General features: G+C 41.6%; 16 protein-coding genes. 4 read left to right on the top strand and 12 right to left on the bottom strand.

Annotated elements, in window-relative coordinates:
* Position 1: 1 nt before the first annotated feature.
* Genes gspE through gspC form a run of 3 tightly spaced genes read right to left on the bottom strand, consistent with a single transcriptional unit; the run spans position 2 to position 4529 of the window.
* Positions 2 to 1552 (bottom strand): type II secretion system ATPase GspE, encoded by a 1551-nt coding sequence (gene gspE, locus C1E24_RS00850; RefSeq protein WP_138477849.1) that lies wholly within the window; start codon positions 1550 to 1552, stop codon positions 2 to 4.
* Positions 1545 to 3611: a type II secretion system secretin GspD gene (gene gspD / locus C1E24_RS00845; protein ID WP_138477847.1), complete on the bottom strand. Its 2067-nt coding sequence runs from the start codon at positions 3609 to 3611 to the stop codon at positions 1545 to 1547. Before gspD ends, gspE begins: the two co-directional genes overlap by 8 nt.
* Positions 3612 to 3635: 24 nt before the next feature.
* Positions 3636 to 4529 (bottom strand): type II secretion system protein GspC, encoded by an 894-nt coding sequence (gspC, locus tag C1E24_RS00840; protein WP_138477846.1) that lies wholly within the window; start codon positions 4527 to 4529, stop codon positions 3636 to 3638.
* Positions 4530 to 4741: 212 nt separating this feature from the next.
* Between gspC and hslR the strand changes: the two genes are divergently transcribed.
* From hslR to C1E24_RS00825, 3 genes are all read left to right on the top strand, one after another.
* The gene (gene hslR / locus C1E24_RS00835) at positions 4742 to 5152 is read left to right on the top strand and encodes a ribosome-associated heat shock protein Hsp15 (protein ID WP_058031241.1); all 411 of its coding nucleotides are present in this window, start codon (positions 4742 to 4744) and stop codon (positions 5150 to 5152) included.
* A 10-nt stretch (positions 5153 to 5162) separates the two neighbouring features.
* Positions 5163 to 6008 (top strand): Hsp33 family molecular chaperone HslO, encoded by an 846-nt coding sequence (hslO, locus tag C1E24_RS00830; RefSeq protein WP_138477845.1) that lies wholly within the window; start codon positions 5163 to 5165, stop codon positions 6006 to 6008.
* Positions 6009 to 6269: 261 nt separating this feature from the next.
* On the top strand, positions 6270 to 7808 hold the full coding sequence (locus tag C1E24_RS00825; RefSeq protein ID WP_058031243.1) for a phosphoenolpyruvate carboxykinase: 1539 nt from the start codon (positions 6270 to 6272) through the stop codon (positions 7806 to 7808).
* Between the two features lie 433 nt (positions 7809 to 8241).
* Here the strand turns inward: C1E24_RS00825 and C1E24_RS00820 are convergent, their stop codons facing one another.
* The 6 genes from C1E24_RS00820 to C1E24_RS00795 all read right to left on the bottom strand — a co-directional run bounded on the left by C1E24_RS00820 (position 8242) and on the right by C1E24_RS00795 (position 12723).
* A complete protein-coding gene (locus tag C1E24_RS00820) occupies positions 8242 to 8916 on the bottom strand; it encodes a hypothetical protein (protein WP_138477843.1) in 675 nt (224 codons plus the stop codon).
* A complete protein-coding gene (locus tag C1E24_RS00815; protein WP_138477841.1) occupies positions 8913 to 9560 on the bottom strand; it encodes a hypothetical protein in 648 nt (215 codons plus the stop codon). Before C1E24_RS00815 ends, C1E24_RS00820 begins: the two co-directional genes overlap by 4 nt.
* A gap of 111 nt (positions 9561 to 9671) precedes the next feature.
* The gene (locus C1E24_RS00810) at positions 9672 to 10187 is read right to left on the bottom strand and encodes a DUF2489 domain-containing protein (RefSeq protein ID WP_138477839.1); all 516 of its coding nucleotides are present in this window, start codon (positions 10185 to 10187) and stop codon (positions 9672 to 9674) included.
* Positions 10187 to 10780, bottom strand: coding sequence for a Der GTPase-activating protein YihI (gene yihI, locus C1E24_RS00805; RefSeq protein WP_138477838.1), 594 nt, complete (start codon positions 10778 to 10780; stop codon positions 10187 to 10189). The genes C1E24_RS00810 and yihI overlap by 1 nt, the downstream gene beginning before the upstream one ends.
* A gap of 15 nt (positions 10781 to 10795) precedes the next feature.
* On the bottom strand, positions 10796 to 11437 hold the full coding sequence (locus C1E24_RS00800; protein WP_138477836.1) for a class I SAM-dependent methyltransferase: 642 nt from the start codon (positions 11435 to 11437) through the stop codon (positions 10796 to 10798).
* Between the two features lie 653 nt (positions 11438 to 12090).
* Entirely contained in the window at positions 12091 to 12723 is a 633-nt protein-coding gene (locus tag C1E24_RS00795; RefSeq protein WP_058031249.1) for a c-type cytochrome, read from the bottom strand.
* A gap of 307 nt (positions 12724 to 13030) precedes the next feature.
* Here C1E24_RS00795 and yihA point away from each other — a divergent pair, with 307 nt between their 5' ends.
* Positions 13031 to 13693: a ribosome biogenesis GTP-binding protein YihA/YsxC gene (gene yihA / locus C1E24_RS00790; RefSeq protein WP_138477834.1), complete on the top strand. Its 663-nt coding sequence runs from the start codon at positions 13031 to 13033 to the stop codon at positions 13691 to 13693.
* Between the two features lie 5 nt (positions 13694 to 13698).
* On the opposite strand, the gene C1E24_RS00785 is transcribed toward yihA, so the two are convergent.
* From C1E24_RS00785 to polA, 3 genes are all read right to left on the bottom strand, one after another.
* Positions 13699 to 14217: a DUF1285 domain-containing protein gene (locus C1E24_RS00785; protein ID WP_138477832.1), complete on the bottom strand. Its 519-nt coding sequence runs from the start codon at positions 14215 to 14217 to the stop codon at positions 13699 to 13701.
* A 26-nt stretch (positions 14218 to 14243) separates the two neighbouring features.
* On the bottom strand, positions 14244 to 14813 hold the full coding sequence (locus C1E24_RS00780; protein WP_138477830.1) for a YceI family protein: 570 nt from the start codon (positions 14811 to 14813) through the stop codon (positions 14244 to 14246).
* A 695-nt stretch (positions 14814 to 15508) separates the two neighbouring features.
* Positions 15509 to 18256, bottom strand: coding sequence for a DNA polymerase I (polA, locus tag C1E24_RS00775; RefSeq protein WP_138477828.1), 2748 nt, complete (start codon positions 18254 to 18256; stop codon positions 15509 to 15511).
* Positions 18257 to 18508: the final 252 nt, after the last annotated feature.

Genomic DNA, 18508 nt, shown 5'->3' with positions numbered 1-18508 from the left:
GTTAACCTTCCTCACGGGTTACGCGTAACACTTCTTCTAAAGAAGTTTGTCCTTTCAGAACTCGAGAACACCCATCTTGACGGATACTAGGACTGAAAGTACGAATATACTTTTCTACCGCCTGCTCACCTTTACCATTGTGGATAAGCTCACGCACCGCTTCATCAACAACCAGTAACTCATGGATACCTGTACGGCCTTTATAACCGTTGTAATTACATGACTCACAACCTACTGGACGGTAAATGATTGTATTGCTGTCTTTCTCCACACCTAATAACTCACATTCACGCTCGTCGGCTTGATGTGGTTCTTTACAATCACTACATAAAGTACGGACTAGACGTTGAGATAACACACCTAATAAAGAAGAAGACAGTAAGAATGGCTCTACACCCATATCTTCCATACGCGTAATGGCACCTGAAGCGGTATTGGTATGTAGGGTCGACATAACTAAGTGACCCGTCAGTGATGCCTGAACTGCAATTTGACCGGTTTCTAAATCTCGGATCTCACCTACCATTACCACATCAGGGTCTTGACGAAGAATTGCTCTTAGGCCTCGCGCAAACGTCATATCAACTTTCGGGTTGACCTGAGTTTGACCTATGCCTGGGATTTCATATTCAATTGGGTCTTCGACCGTCAGAATATTGCGGTCTTTGGAATTAATTTGGCTCATACCAGCATACAAAGTGGTACTCTTACCTGAACCTGTTGGGCCGGTCACCAAAATAATACCGTGCGGTTTGGCAATTAACTCGCTGAATAACTCACGGTTACGTTCTGTCATACCCAAATCTTCTAGGTTTAGACGCGCATTATTTTTATCGAGAAGACGCAGTACTACACGTTCACCAAAGCTCGACGGCATAGTCGATACACGCACATCGACGGCACGACCTGCGATACGTAATGAAATACGGCCATCTTGCGGGATACGCTTTTCGGCGATATCGAGCTTAGCCATTACCTTGATACGTGATACAAGCAGCGACGCGAGTTTTCTATTAGGCTTTAGAACTTCTTTTAAAACACCATCCACCCTAAAACGGATCACCAAATCTTGTTCAAAGGTTTCAATGTGGATATCAGAAGCTCCATCTTTGATAGCTTCACTCAGCATGGCATTGATTAACTTGATGATAGGTGCATCATCGTCAGCCGCTAATAAGTCTTCCGTTTGAGGTAACTCTTCAGCTAACGAAAATAAGTCAACTTCGTTGCCAATGTCTTCCATCATTTGCTGGGTTTCGGAGCTATCACGCTGATAAGCCTCTTCGAGCATAAACTCAAACTTTTCAGCTTCTAACTGCTCAAGCTTAAATTCAGCCCCTGCTACTCGACGAATTTCTAGCAAATGAGCAACATTTAAATCACCCGTATAGAAAACTTTAAGGCCGTCTTCTTTTTCGGCTAGCAGCATATTTACACGACGCGCATAAGAAAATGGCAACCTAAGAGATAGCTCTCTCGCTACCTCCTCTGCTGGCGCGTCAGTGAGCAACTCAGTATGCTCGCTTTCTAGTTGATTGTGAGTATCAATCATCTTTACGCTCTTTCTTATTTTGCTCTTTTAAATACTGCTCATATGTTGGTGGTAATGTCAGTGCATCATTCCACTCAGGTAAAACTGGCGTCTCTTCGAATGGCATTAAGTCGATACCATCATCGCGCTGCTTATTTTGCTCGCCACGAATGAAGTTATACTTAGAATGACTTAATTCGTTCATGCTGCGGCTGTCACGAAGGATCGTCGGACGAATGAATACTAAAAGGTTACGCTTACGCTTCGTTGTACTGGTTGACTTAAATAGGTGACCAAGAATCGGAATATCACCTAACAATGGTACTTTAGACACACTTTCTTGCACGTCTTCATCAATTAGACCGCCAAGGATCACCATACCACCATCGTCAGCAATAACTGTGGTGTTGATTGCACGCTTATTCACTGCAATATCAACCGCGGTTGCACCACTGACACTCGATACTTCTTGCTCAATGGTTAACTGAACTGCAGTACCATCATTAATCTGCGGCGTAACTTTAAGCTTTATACCCACCTCTTGACGGTCAACCGTTTGGAATGGGTTAGAGTTATTACCACTGGTTGTCGAACCGGTAATGATTGGCACTTCTTGACCAACAATCATCGACGCTTCTTCGTTATCCATCGTAGTTACTGACGGCGTCGCTAGAATATTTGATTTTGTATCAGTCGAAATAGCCTGAATGATTGCACCCCAATCATTTTTAACGATACCCATCGCTAAACCATTAACACCACCTAATAAAGCAGCTAATGGTCCTAAGTCACCTTCTTTGGTTTCTTTAAATGGCGTTGTATTGCCCGTCTCGCTACCTGTTACAGTTTTCTCAATGGTTTTATCACGTGCTTGCTCTGCCGCTACTGCTAATGAACCAACTGGAATATTGCTACCATTATTAAATTGCAGCATGCCGCCTTGTTCTGAAATCCATTGTAAGCCTAAGTTGATACCATCGCCTTCAAGCACTTCAACAACGATCGCTTCAACCAAAACTTGCGCACGACGAATATCTAACTTTTTAATCACCGATGCCAATGAGCGCATGGTATCTGGCTGTGCTGTGATCACTAATGAGTTTGAATCTGGATGCGCTTCAATGCTAGTTTCATTCTTGTTGTTTCGGCTGCGACTTTTATTGTTACCGCCTTGCGCTTCTTCTTGCAGCGTTTTACTTACACCTTGTAGTACTTTTACAAGATCTTCTGCTTTTGCATAATCAAGATAGAAGACCTGCGTATTACCTTGGCTTTTTAGCTCACCATCTAGGCGCTTAACTAAATCCACTGCTCTAGAACGCGCTTGACCTTCACCACTGACAATGACACTGTTTGTACGGTTATCTGCAACGACTTTCGGAATTAAAAAAGCAGGAATACTGTTTTTACCAGATGACTTGTAAATACTTTCAACCACTTTAACCACATCATCAGCAGTTGCATGCTTTAATTCAATAATTTCAACTAACGTATCGCCTGCTTGGTCAACCGACTCAATAATGTCTATTAAGCGATTCACTGAAGCCGCGTGACCAGTCAACATCATCACGTTAGCGGAACTAAAGTTAGTCACATGACCACCATCTTTTTGGTCACTGAATTGACGAATTAAAGGCCCCAACTCTTGCACCGAAACATTTTTAACGCGAATAACGCGTGTGACTAATGTATCGCCAGAAGTAAAATTATTATTTTCTACCAATGGCACACTGCTTTTTTTACCATCAGAACTTCTTAAGATTTTTAAGATGCCACTGTCCATCTCAATGACAGCATAGCCATATACTTCTAAAACATTTAAAAAGAACTGATAGTAAAGCGCTTCATCCATCAACTCGTAACTACGCACATTAATATTGCCACGAACGTTAGGATCGATAATGATGGTCTTGTTCAGGTTTTTACCAACAATATTAATAAATTCATTAATATCAGTACCTTTAAAGTTTGCTGCGTATTCAACAGCAGAAACAGATAACGATAACCCAGCTGCAAACATCAGAGCCGCATACTTAGCTAACCCTTTTTTGATTTTTCTGAGGTCTAGCTTATTTCTCATTATTATTAACTCCAAAAATTGTGCTTACAGGCTGAATTGTACGTCGATCACTCGACCGTCTCGTTCAATGCTAATTGTGGCATCAGTGGCTTCTCTGAGCTCTTGCATTGCAGTCATTGCCTGTCTCATATCCGTTAGTTGATAACCATTGATTGCAATGGCCAAATCATTATTCTTTAAGCCCATTTTTTTAAATAGCTCAGGATCTTTTCCTGGGCTTAAACGATAACCTATTAACTCACCGTTTCTACGAGCCTGAGAGATTCTGATGTAATCGAGTAACTTACCTGGCTCTCTTAGTAACTCTTGGCGACGCTGTGCCAACTCAGAGCGATCGATGCTTGGCTTTCTCTGTGTGTCACGCACTTCACGTGGGCCCGACACCGGCATAGCCACTTGTTTTGTGTAAGCAAGACCATCAAGCATGAGCGTTTCAAAACGGCCATTTACATCTAGCAAGACTCGATCAGGCAATACTTGTGCTAATTTTGCGCGCGTACCAGTGATGGCATCTTTTACTTCGTACGTTTCTTGTCGCCCCTGTGATTCGATAATCGCCAAGCCAGCAGTATCATTTAAACTGACAGCAACAATACCGGTAAGTTTCACATTTAACGTTGTTTTAGGCGCATCAGAAACACGTGCGACAGGCTTAGGGGGGGCTTTTGGTTTCTCATTAGCAACACCAAATAGGTTTTGCTGAATAATAGCTTGCGTGTTGACGTTATTGGTTTTACTGCTTACTGAACTTGAAAGCGGTGCTAAGTTCGCGCTTTGTGGTTGTGGCCAAAACAGCCAAACTAACTGTGCGCACAAATAAGCAATATAAACAACAGTCAGTACTACCACCAAACGACTGAGTTTGGCATGCGGCAACTTCTGAAATATGCTCGTTAACTGTTGTAATTGTAATTCCATATGAGACTTTTTCTTATTCTGTTGAACGGCCAAGTGTACCGCGACGAAATTAATTCAACAAGCGTACAAATGTGAAACTTTGTGACACTTGTATTACGTGAGATTACCCACATTATATTGAAGGAAGGGTGAACAGCGCCCGCTTTTGTTGGGCCTGAATATATGATAAATTTCACCTCACAAATCCCTCAATCCTTGATGGTATTCTCGTTGTGAAAAAACAATCCTCTGAACAAAACAGCCAAATAGAAGCGGTTCGCTTAGATAAGTGGCTTTGGGCAGCGCGTTTTTATAAAACCCGCAGTATTGCTCGAGAAATGATCCAAGGTGGTAAAGTACACTATAACGGTCAGCGCTGTAAACCCAGTAAAACGGTTGAAATTGGTGCGACTGTCAACCTTGCTCAGGGTTATGAGGAAAAGGAAGTGACGATTTTGAAGGTCTATGACAAGCGTCAGGCCGCGCCACTTGCTCAGCTATTATATGAAGAAGCTGAGCATAGTATAGAAAAGCGAGAGCAAAACGCCATCGCTAGAAAGAACAACAGCTTTTTTGCGCCGCGCCCGGAAACTAAACCGGATAAAAAGCAACGTCGCGAATTACTAAAGTTAAAATCAAGCTAGGATTTTATAAATGCAATCAGATTTATTACACCGTTACATTTTTGATCAGTTAGACGTTCGTGGTGAGCTGGTACAAATCGAACAAACATTTAAAGACATTATCGGTGAACACGACTACCCTGAGCCTGTAAAGCAATTATTAGGTGAGTTACTAGTCGCAACCAGCCTACTGACCGCCACTTTAAAGTTTGAAGGCGATATCGCAGTGCAACTGCAAGGTGATGGCCCAGTTAAATATGCGGTGATAAACGGTGACCACAATCAAAATATGCGCGGTATTGCACGCTTACAAGGCGAAGTAACGGGTAACAGTATTCAGGACCTAATGGGCAAGGGTTATATGGTTATCACTATCAGCCCAACTAAAGGTGAACGCTACCAAGGCATTGTGCCTTTAACCTCAGATAATTTAGCGGCGTGTTTAGAAGGCTATTTTGAACAGTCTGAGCAATTAAAGACCCGTTTGTGGTTTGCGACACGCACTTCGGGTGAGCAACTCAAAGCTGCAGGCCTGTTTTTACAGGTTTTACCTGTGAACAAAGAAAAGTCACAACAAGACTTCACCCACCTAGAAGCGCTTAGTAACACCATTAAAGATGAAGAGTTACTCGATCTAGATGCTCAAACGGTATTAACTCGCCTTTACCATGAAGACAATCCACAATTGTTCGAACCGCAAGAGCTGAACTTTGTTTGTGGCTGTAGCCGAGATAAAACCATTAATGCTTTGGTGAATGTAGGTCAAGATGAATTACTGGCTCAAGTGGCAGAAGACGGTGAAGTAAATATCAGTTGTCATTATTGCCTGAAAAATTACCGATTTGATGAACAAGATATCAAGGCTATTTTTAACTAAAAGTAGTATTGACTCAGCATAAGCTAAAAAGCCGTCAAAACGACGGCTTTTTTATGTCTAAAAAATGATACCGGTGTCATTTTAAATGGCTTTTTTATGACACCGGTATCATTGAAATTATTCAAGTTTTTTACCAAATTTATGCCTTTTTAACCCTTCCAAAGGCTCGAATATCTCAATTTCATCTGTTACTATAATTTCAGCTTAAGAGTATTAAGAACTCAGAGCTATCCCGTTCAATTCTCACATTTAGGTAATAACATGACATCAAGCGCTACTCGTTTTGTCGATTTAACTGCAGCTGAACTTGTCGAACACGCAATTAGCCGTGGCGAAGGGACTTTAGCCGCAAATGGAGCTTTCGTAGCTAAAACTGGCCGTCGTACAGGTCGTTCACCAAGTGATCGTTTTATCGTTAAAGAGCCAAGCACCGAAACTGAAATCCAATGGGGCAATGTTAACCGTCCTTTCGATGCTGAAAAGTTTGATGCGCTATGGGCACGTGTAGAAGCACACGTACAGGAAAATGACCACTTCGTCTCTCACCTAGAAGTTGGCGCAGATCCTGAACACTACCTACCAGTTGTTGTAACAACTGAGACAGCGTGGCACCACATCTTCGCTAAGAACATGTTTATTGAACCTAAATCATACAATGCATCAGATTTACCTCAGTGGCAGATCCTAAATGTACCTTCATTTGTATGTGATCCTGAGCGTGATGGCACAAACAGCGATGGTACAGTTATTATCAACTTTGCACAGCGCAAAGTACTACTGGCAGGTATGCATTACGCCGGTGAAATGAAGAAGTCGATGTTCTCTGTTCAGAACTTCCTACTTCCTGCAAAAGGTGTTTTACCAATGCACTGTAGTGCAAACGTTGGTGAAGCTGGCGACACAGCATTATTCTTCGGTCTTTCTGGCACTGGTAAAACAACTTTATCGGCAGATCCAACACGCTTCCTTATCGGTGATGACGAGCACGGTTGGGCACCAGGCAGCGTATTTAACATCGAAGGCGGTTGTTACGCTAAATGTATCGACCTTTCGCAAAAGAACGAGCCAGTTATCTGGAACGCAATTAAGTTCGGTACAATTCTAGAAAACGTAGTACTAGATGAAAATCGTGTACCAGACTTTAACGACACAAGCCTAACGCAAAACACGCGTGCAGCTTATCCACTAGAGCACGTTGAAAAGCGTAAAGTTGAAAACCGTGCTGGTGAGCCTAAAGCAGTTGTATTCTTAACATGTGACGTAAGTGGTGTACTACCTCCAGTATCTGTACTTTCTGAAGAAGCAGCGGCTTACCACTTCCTAAGTGGTTACACTGCGAAAGTTGGTTCAACTGAAATCGGTTCAACGTCTGATATCGAGTCAACGTTCTCAACTTGTTTCGGCGCACCATTCTTCCCACGTCCAGCTGGCGTTTACGCAGAGCTTCTAATGAAGCGTGTACGTGAGTTTGGCGCGAAAGTATACCTAGTTAACACAGGTTGGACTGGTGGTCCTTACGGCATTGGTAAGCGTTTTGACATCCCTACAACACGTGCTGTTGTTGATGCAATCGTATCTGGTAACCTTGCTGATGTTGAAACTCAACACATCGAGTCACTAAACCTAGACGTACCAGTAGCAGTACCTGGTGTTGCAACTGAACTTCTTAACCCAATCAATACTTGGGAAGATAAAGAGAAGTACGCTGAGTACGCAGCTAAATTAGCAACTGACTTCCAAGCTAACTTTGAGAAGTACGATGTATCAGAAGCGATTAAGCAAGCTGGTCCTCGCGGCTAATTAGCACAACCAATTCCTTTATCAAAAGCGCCCCTCGTTGGGCGTTTTTTTGTGCCTGAAATACAGTATATTGGCCTGCTTAATTTGGGTAAGTTTAAAATTAACGGCTGAGCATACTGTTAAGAAAAGCGCCTTGCTGAAGAAATGTCTAATGAGCACTCGTTGACTCATATAAGCCTCTAATCATACCAACAAAAATGAACATATTAGCTTCATAAATATAGCTGAGTAGGTATTGATTGCGTCGATATAACTGCTAGCTTAAACGTTTGGTTAAGCCTACCCCAGAAAAAGTTTTTATACCCTCGTAGCACCTACTTTGTGTCAGGGCTGTATTTGCTGTTTTTAACCTTAAACGCAGCTGACACTGCCTCTTTTAGATAGACTCCATGCAGGAAACAAAGTCCATCTAAAAGGCAACTTTAAACTTTGACTAGTTATCATAGCCCTGACTAGCAAGCTGCACACTGGCAATATTATCGCGAGTAATCAACAAAACTTGCTTTAACTCTACAGAATAAAAGAAGCTAAACCGCTCAGTTTCTGTGACTAACTTTAAATGGTCAAAACGAAGCTTGGGTTGCTCAGAAATTGATACTGGATTGACCAAATCAACCTGATATGTTTTTCCTTCACCCAAAAGAATTCGCTCTGCATCCAAATCAGCGACTACGATTGAATAAGCACTTGGTAAGAGTAAAATCATACATGAAATCAAGTAAAGAGGGTTTATCTTGTAGTACATGCGGTAAGTTTCTATCCAACTTTTCCAACCTTCTGTATGTACTTCTGACTTAACTTGCTTTTTGTTATGGCGCTTTATCAGCAACGCCGTAATGAGCGAGGTGATTATTGCCACAACACTTGAATACAAAATGGTTGGTGTCGCTAGAAAAGCCATAATAAAGTCCACAAGCTCTAGGTATTTAATAATGTCCACGCCAACGCCACGACCAAGTACATAGAGATAAATCAAACCTGAGAAACTGAGCGCCAGATAAGTTGTGGACAAAAACACACTGGGATGCTCATAAAAAAAAGCTTTGCTTTTTTCTAACGAAGATTTAAACCAAGCGAAATATGCTTCATCAGTTGTGATACGATTCATTCATCCCCCCGCTTTACATTAAAAATAGTGGCGATATTTCCCAGAGGGACTACTACCGATTTTTTCGTATCAGGGTGGTAAATAAACACATACCGGCTTGTACTGGCGACCACTTTTACTTTATTTAATTTTGTGATCGTTTTACCCAGCCAATTTACCGGGTAGTTAAAACTGACTTCGACTAAATCTGACTTTGTATGTTTGATGGTGCTAGCTCGACTCTCTGCCAAAATATTTGCACTAAAAAAAATCGCGATGACTGAAGAGCTAAAGCCATATAAAACGGGGATCTTTAAAAATGGCCGATTCATGGCACTCATAAGTTTACCAATAGATAAAAATTGAATTCTTGAAGAAGCGCGATCTATGGGTATAAAGAAGGCGAATAGCAGCAAAAAGGCAACAAATGCTCCGAGTAACCAAAAGCTTGAAAAAATAATCGTAAGAAAGTCACCGAGCCCAATGTGTTTTAGCCCATCAAAACCAAAGTGAGACAACAAACACGTCAGATAGTACAGACCCGCACCACTTGAAACCAAGTAAATGACAGCAGGCAAAAGACTGGGGTTAACTTTTAAAAAGCGCTTCACCTCAAGCAACTGTCGAAGATAACGAAAATGATAAACGCGAGTTAAATGATCCATATTTATGCTTTTATTTTTTCTTTGATTTTAACGTCATCGTTGCTTTATGTCATTACACTTAGAGGCACAAAAAACGCGACCTTGGTCGCGTTTCTTTTACTTTTTAAGTGATTACTGAAATACCACGTTTTCACTACCAGGTAAGGGTTGAAACTCGCTAACCAGTTGCTCACAATCTTTAAGAATATCTTTCTCAAGACGTTCTTCAGCACGCCAGCGCTCAGTGTCCATTTTGAAGATTTCTTTTTTAGAGTACTTCTTACGTGCATCGTGCGTCGGCATGTCTTTTACCACTTCATACATTTGATGAATGCCCGGGTAAGTTTCTTCTAGGTTAACTTCTTTCTCAAAGCCATATTGAGAAATAAGAACCCATATACGCAAACACCCTTCAGAATACTCACATTGCTTTTGATTCATAGCTTTAGCAATGAGATTAATACTGTCAGCAAGCTTGGCATTACGCTCTTGACGCTTTTTCTTTTGCTCAGCTTCATGCTCTGCGCGCTTTTTGGCAATGAGTTCATTTTGAGCTTTCACTTGCCAAATCAGCTTACCTGCATAAAAAGATAAACCAGCAATAATAAGTGCACCAATAACCAGTGCAATGATCCACTCAGTTGCCATTATTTATACTCTTCCTCTTCATCATCGTCATCAAACCACTCATTAGCCAAATCGTCTGACATGAAGTTCTCTAATGGATCATCTTCAATGATGTCATCTTCTTCAAACTCATCATCAATACCGAGTAGCTCACACAGCTCTTGGTGGCGTGCTACTGAGCGATTGAAGAACTTAGCATCTTTACCTGTGATCAACTCACCACGTTCATGCTGCTCCAGTAGCTTCATTAGGCGAGGATCATTCTCTAGCTGCTCTAACTCTTGCTCAGGTGTGAGTGATGGCTTCACTTCTTTTAACTCAACCTGAGGTTTTAAGTGACGCATCATCTTAGGCTCAGCTGATTCAGGCTTTACCACTTCTGGTTTCAAACTAATTGGCTTTTTACTACCTAAACGCTTATCTTTATTGCTTGAGCCTGCAGTTACTTGCTTGTCTTCTTTAAGCGCCTCTGGTGCATTACGCGACCCAGCTTTGGCGCCCTTAGACTTTTTCTTGCGCTGATCTTTTAGAGCGCGTAGCTCTAATAGCTTTTCTTTACTTAAACGCGGGGTACCCGTTTGAGCTACCTTACGTGATTTTTTCTTTCTAGTCATAAATCTTCTCTGTCGTTACTTTTTCGACTTAGTTAATACAATGACGTCATTGCCGATAAATTCAACCTGACAGTCAAAGCGCGCCGCGACATAGTCAAATGTTTCACGGCTAAAGAATGCGATATGGGTTAAATCATTTTTATAGTGCCATTGAGCAAAACGATTTTGATCAATAATCAGTTTAGTCATCAATACCAAAGGACCGCCAGCGTCGAGCAGTGACAACAATTTTGCTAACACCTCTCCGGGCTGAGATAGATGCTCAATCACTTCTGTGCACGTTATGAAGTCATACGTTTTAGTCAGCACTTCAGGCTTGTTTGCATAGAACAAATCAAAACAAGCCATTTCAAAGCCTACTTCTTTGAACATTTCAGCCAATAAAGGCCCAGGCCCACAACCAAAGTCTAAGCCCTTGCTGTATGAAGGTACTCTTTTTATTGTCGGCTCAAAAGCACGAGATAAAAAGCGACGATAACCTTCATCATGTAAGCTATTTTCGTGAGTATCGTAGATGGCTTTTTCATCTTCAGGAGATAAACGATCTCGCTCGTCAACAATCACAAGTGCACACTGCGTACATTGTAAATAACGGCGACGTTTATCTTGGTGATAAGGCTGTAACTCATCTGAGCCACATAAACCACATACTGACATGATAAATAAGATACCGACTTTGAAATTGGTCGGCTATTGTACCAGCAAAGCACCGCGGCACAAATAAAAAGGCGGCAGAGATTACTCTCTACCGCCTATCTAATCTGAGCGTCACAAACTTGGACACTTCTCCCTTCGACTTTTTTAAGCCTTATTATTATTTTTATTTACTATCCGTATTTTTATTAGTGCTTCCGTACATAGTCCATATTGTTTTTATTTTATACTTCCATGAGACTATTTTTTATTTTCGGTCTTCCTAACGCTTTCTTGTTCATCCATAGAGTACCAAGTTAGTACTAACTATTGCTGCCTACGCTTCCAGTTGCGATGTTTCCATTTTGTTTTGTTGTCTTGGCAACACGTAGTAATCTACTCCTTAATGATTTTGTTACAACTGGTTAATAACCTTTTTTTTGAAAAGATCTGAATCAGCCTTATGTGATCAAAATAAAAACAATAACTTACACTTATTTAATCGATAAATTTAAGCAATAACTTACACGCATCTATGGCAAATGTCTTACAAATTGAATGGGAATTATCTAACAGGTATTCGAGGATCAAAAAAGGCAGCCAAGGCTGCCTTTTGACTAATATATAGTTTATTATCAGAAAGATAACTAAACTATACTACTTTAGTAGCTTAGCGATTAGTGTAAGCCACCTAAGTACTTAGAAAGTACTTCAATATCTTTATCTGTTAATTTCTTCGCGATATCACGCATCATGCCATTCATGTCATTGTTACGTGAACCATCACGGAACTTCTCAAGCTGCGCTTTGATATATTCAGGATGTTGGAAAGAAATTTTCGGGAACTTAGCAAGTGATGTACCGTTACCACGTGGACCGTGACACGCTGCACATGAAGGAATACCGCGCTCAGCATCACCAGCCATGTATAACTTTTTACCTACTTCAACTACGTCTTCAGGTGTTGTACCTGCACTCATAGTTAGAGAAGCGAAATAAGCAGATAGGTCTTTCATATCTTGATCTGAAAGCGGCATAGCCATACCACTCATTACAGGATCCATACGACCTTCTTTACCACCAGACGTCATACCTAGCTTAAACTCTTTTAACTGCTTATAAATATAGTCAGCGTGCTGACCTGCAATTTTTGGATAAATGTTTACAGGTGCGTTGCCATCTGGACCATGACACGCGGCACAAGTAGCAGCCTTCGCTTTGCCTGCTTCGGCATCGCCATCAAATGCTAGTGCGTTGCTCGCTGACAAGCTACCAAGCAACATCGTTAAAGTTAATGCTATTTTTTTCATGGTAAATTCTCTGTTTCCGACCCTGTAATTAATACCTAGCGATTGAAACACCTATTTTCAGGGTTGCTAGGGAAAAATCAATGCTATTTTTACTTTGCTAGTTGGCTATTCTACACGATTTAAATTTTTCTGGCACGTTTTCTACTCATATTAGACTTATAAATTATAGGGTTTTGACCTAGATTAATTTTAAAAATCAATAAAAAAGTCATTTCACACTGAAATCATCTGTAAATGCTTGCTTTTGCCAAATAACTAACTGGTATAAAATAGTCTAATTAATATCTTCAATCTGTCAGGAGAGCCCGTGATCAAGTCACGTATGAAATACCAAACAGCCACATTTATTACCAGTGCACCAGATATCAGCCGTCTACCAATTGATTCTGGTATTGAGGTCGCATTTGCTGGCCGTTCGAACGCGGGTAAATCAAGTGCATTAAATGCACTAACCGATCAAAAGCTAGCAAGAACCAGTAAGACCCCGGGTCGTACGCAACTTATTAATACCTTCGAGTTAGATGAAGATAAGCGTTTAATCGATTTACCGGGTTATGGCTTTGCCAAAGTTCCCCTAGAGATGAAGAAAAAGTGGCAACGCGCGCTGGGCGAATACTTACAAAAGCGTAAGAGTCTAAAAGGCATCGTTGTCCTAATGGATATTCGCCACCCACTTAAAGATCTGGATATGGATTTAATTAACTGGGCGGTCGATTCAGAAATCCCTGTATTAGCGCTATTAACCAAAGCAGATAAATTAAAGCAAGGTAAGCGTAAAGCTGAAGTGCTTCAGGTTAAAAAGAAATTAGCTGAACTCGACGCAGACATTACCGTATGTGCTTTCTCTTCATTGAAAGGCATTGGCTTAAAAGAGCTAGCTTGGAAACTTGATGACTGGTACTTAGGCCCTTATAAGCCTGAAGATGACGTTGAAACAGAGTCAGAGCCAGCACAGCCAGACTCTAAATAAGTACGTTAAGTCAGGTAATATGACTGCCCCGCTGAGTTAAGATAGAGACCTTTGCCATCTTGCTCAGCGCTTTCTGCCCACTGATAATAAACCACCCTATTTACCCTTGCCGCCAAGCCATAGTTCAACTTTAAGTAAGGCACTTCTTGCCCTTGATATAAACGAGTTTCGATTTCAAACTCACCCAATATTGGCCATTCTCGTTCAAGATTATCTTGGCAAACAATCACATTACCTTGCTCTGAACTTATTACTCGCCAACCAACAATGATAAATGGCACATCTTCTACATCAACCTCACACTGCTCTGCAGGTGTTGTAACGGTATAAACCCCGTCCTGACACTGCAATACACTGGCAAATAACCGGCAAAGTGCTTGCCTTTTAATCTCGGAGTCTTGGTAGTACCAACGCCCTTCTTTATCAATGCGAATATCACCGCTACTGCAAGTTTGTTGTGGCCACTTTTCGGTTGGAGCGTGCGGCGTCAGTAACGCCGCTTGTAATTCATTCAGACTTTGCATTTCTAACTAACCGGTTCCCGGGGTAACTAAAAGTCTTGCTGGTTAAATACCAAATTAAAGGTCACAGGCACAGATTGCGCAATGCTGTCTAGCCCTGCAATTTTACGCAGCGCTTCGATACCCTGTTCAAGTTTATAATCAGCGGCATTCACTAAAGCTGCTTTTGTCGGGCTAACGATTAATTGCCTTGCCGTTTGCACAACCGCAAGATCTAACATGAGCTGTTGCTTTTGGCCATGCAGATTAAGTGTCACCGGTACTGATTTTAGTACCTGATGGCCTAGTTTTAAGCTACCTAAATACGGCGCTAAATCGGCTTCAATCACAGCTTTAGGAAATTGCGCGACATTAAACAACATCTTTTGCATGCGCTCATTACGAATAGGGATCAGCGACTCAATACTAGCCAGCTCAATCACCATGCTTAATTGATTGTCATCTATCTGCGCTGCAAGTTGTTCAAAATGATGGTTTTCAGCAATGCTGTTTTTCTTAATCGAAGTGAAGCTTAGTTGGCTTGCATCATTATCTAATTGCCAGGTGGCAAATGCGTGAGTCGACAGTAAAGACAGAGAAAGAAGTAAAGGTTTAAGCATGACGAGTCCTATCTAAAATTATTTGTTAGCCATTACGGTATAAATTTAAAAACCGATTTCGCAAAAATTGAATTATACCAATCCGCTTAACCAAGTGGTCTATTTTGAGGCAAGAAAACCTTGTTGGTAGCACCGCTCACGCGTCCTGCTATCGCTGAGGTACCTACATCCATGTAGGCAAGGCAAATATTTCGTTATTTAGTTGTTCTAAATGAGAAATCTTTAACGCAGCTATCATCAGGTTTAAATCCCTCAAAATGATTAAGTGTTAGTGCGGATTGGTATTAATGTCAGAAAAGTACAGTGTAACTGTCGAGGAATTATGAAGGAATTAAAAAGAATAAAAGCAGTGAAGAAAAAAACGGCCCTCGAAAACTAGGAGGGCCGCTATAGCAATTCTGGGGAGAAGCTATCAATACTCTGTATCTTCTTGCGAGAGATACATCATCAACAGGATGTCCTACAGGATGAGGACGCGCGCACTGTAACAAATGGATACAAAAAAATAAATGCCAAAAAGCAAAACTTAGGCCAATTTGATATTTTTTAAACATTCTATTGTCTAAGTTTACGCTTTTTTTACTTTATCTGCTTTGTGAGCCTTGCTGCTCCTGTGTATTAACTTAATTACTCTATTTTCTGCAGACATAAAAAAAGAGGCATAAAGCCTCTTTTTTAAAGTTCTAGCAAGCTAATTAGTGTGCTTGTTCCCAGTTGTCGCCGTAATCAGCTTCAACTAACAATGGCACATCTAAATTAGCCGCTTCGCTCATTAAAGAACAAATGCGTTCGCTAAACGCTTCTACTTTATCTTTCGCTATTTCAAATACTAATTCATCGTGTACTTGCATCAGCAGTTTGATGTCATTAGTCGTTTGTGTAGCGAGCCAATCCGCCACTTTCAGCATGGCTTTTTTGATGATATCAGCGGCGGTGCCTTGCATTGGTGCATTGATCGCTGCGCGTTCTGCCGCCTTGCGACGCGCACCATTTCTTGCCTTGATATCTGGCAAATGCAAGCGACGGCCAAATAGCGTTTCGACATACCCTTTTTCAGCCGCTTCTTCGCGCGTACGCTCCATATATTCAAGTACACCCGGGAAGCGCTCAAAATACTTATCCATATAATGCTGTGCTTCATTACGTGGAATGTCGAGCTGACGCGCTAAACCAAACGCACTCATACCGTAGATCAAACCAAAGTTAACCGCTTTTGCTTTACGACGCATATCCGAGGTGACTTCTTCAAGCGGAACACCGAATACTTCTGAAGCCGTTGCACTGTGAACGTCTTTACCTTCAGCGAATGCTTTCAATAAACCGGCATCTTGTGACAAGTGCGCCATAATACGCAATTCAATCTGGCTGTAGTCCGCCGCCAAGATCACGTGCCCTTCATCGGCAATAAATGCCTGACGAATACGACGACCGGCTTCGTTACGAATTGGAATATTCTGTAAGTTTGGATCGCTTGAGCTTAGACGGCCTGTTGCAGTCACAGCCTGATGATAAGAGGTATGCACACGACCCGTTTCAGGGTTCACAAGCTTAGGCAGCTTCTCAGTATAAGTAGACTTAAGCTTAGCTAAACCACGATGTTCAATGATAAGTTTCGGCAACGGATAATCATGTGCTAATTCTTGCAGTACTTCTTCAGCCGTTGAAGGGGCACCTTTAGGGGTTTTCTTCAATACCGGCAAGCCAAGCTTATCGAATAAGATCGCTTGTAGTTGCTTAGTCGAACTTAAGTTAAATTCTTCCCCTGCAATCTCGTACGCTTCTTTTTCAAGTTCAGTCAGGCGCGCAGCGATTTCGACACTTTGCTCGGCCAACATTTGGCTATCAATTTTCACACCGGTGCGTTCGATATCTGATAACACAGATAGCAACGGCAGTTCAATGTCGTTAAATACAGGGAGCAGCTCTGATTGCGCTTTCAGCATAGGCCATAGTTGGTTATGCAGACGCAATGTGATGTCAGCGTCTTCTGCGGCGTAAGGTGCAGCTTTCTCTAACTCAATTTGATTAAATGTCAGTTGCGCTTTGCCTTTACCGGCAATTTCTTCAAAGCTGATATTCTTATGGCCTAAGTATTTTAATGCCAATGAGTCCATATCATGACGTGTGCCCACACTATTAAAGACATAAGACTCAAGCATAGTATCAAAAGCAATACCATTGAGTTCTAAACCAGCTCTAGCTAATACGCTTTTATCGTATTTAAGGTTCTGGCCCACTTTTTTCACACTGTCGTCAGCCAGGATTGGTCCTAATACCTCGAATACTAACTCTTTCGAAAGTTGCTCCGGTGCGCCCATGTAATCATGCGCAATAGGTAAGTAAGCAGCTTCACCTTCTGTCACCGCAAAGCTCATACCAACTAAATCAGCTTGCATATAGTCTAAGCTAGTCGTTTCTGTATCAAATGCCATAAGCTCAGCACTTTTAAGCTTTTCGACCCATACAGTTAACTGTGATTCAGTTAATATGGTCTCGTAATGCGCTTCGATTTTTTTCGCTTCAGGCTGTGCTTGCTCTGCTGCTGTTTTAGGCGCTTCTTTACCGTCGAGTAATTCACTGAGCCAACGCTTAAATTCACATTGCCCATAAAGTTCGATCAAACGATCTTTATTCATATCGGCAATCGCGAAAGTCTCTAGGTTTTGCTCTACTTCAACGTCTAGTTTAATGGTCGCTAATTCATAAGACAGCTCTAGCTGCGCTTTATGTTCTTCTAGCTTTTTGGACATGGTTTTAGAGCCACGGAAACCAAGACCCGCAATGTCATCCAGTCTTTCATAGAGTGACTTAATAGAACCAATGCCTTGCAGCATAGCCAATGCCGTTTTTTCACCCACACCTGGTACACCTGGGATGTTATCAACCTTATCACCCATCAGGGCAAGATAATCAATGATAAGCTCAGGACCAATACCAAATTTATCAACCACCCCTTGTGGATCAAGAACGGTATCAGTCATGGTGTTAATTAATGTAACATGCTCATTCACGAGCTGGGCCATGTCTTTGTCGCCGGTGCTGATCAACACATGACGTTGCTGCTCAGACGCAATGCGCGCAAAAGTACCAATCACATCATCGGCCTCAACGCCTGTGATGCTGACTAAAGGTAAACCCATCGCTTTGATGATCTCATGGATCGGTTCAATTTGCGTACGCAGATCATCAGGCATAGGTGGGCGGTGCGCTTTATATTCGCTGTACATTTCATTTCTAAATGTTGGACCCTTGGCGTCAAATACCACAACCATATGGCTCGGGTTAAATTGCCTAACCAGGCTCTTCAACATATTGATCACACCATAGATGGCACCCGTGGCTTCACCTTTTGAATTGGTTAAATGCGGTGGAGCATGATACGCACGGAATAAATAAGAAGAACCATCGACCAAGATCAAAGGATTTTCGGGGATCTGAGACATAATTTAGTGGATCCTAAATGAACTTTTAAAAACCCAGTAAGGATGCCATAAGCAAACGGATAACTCGAGTAATTATGTCCAGATAAAGCCTATTCGAAGCGGAACAATCTGTGGATAACTTTGTAGATAAAGATGTAAATATTCAGGTTGTAAATTTCAAGATCGAAAAAAACACCCTAAAACCTTTGATTTTAAGGGAGTTTAACATTTTGCGCTTAAACAGAAATATAAAGCGAAATGTGGAAAAGCTAC

Source organism: Pseudoalteromonas phenolica, from assembly GCF_005876835.1.
In the GTDB taxonomy this organism is placed as follows: Bacteria; Pseudomonadota; Gammaproteobacteria; order Enterobacterales; family Alteromonadaceae; genus Pseudoalteromonas; species Pseudoalteromonas phenolica_B.
Note: the sequence above shows the minus strand (reverse complement) of the source record. Positions and strands in the feature narration are given on the sequence as shown.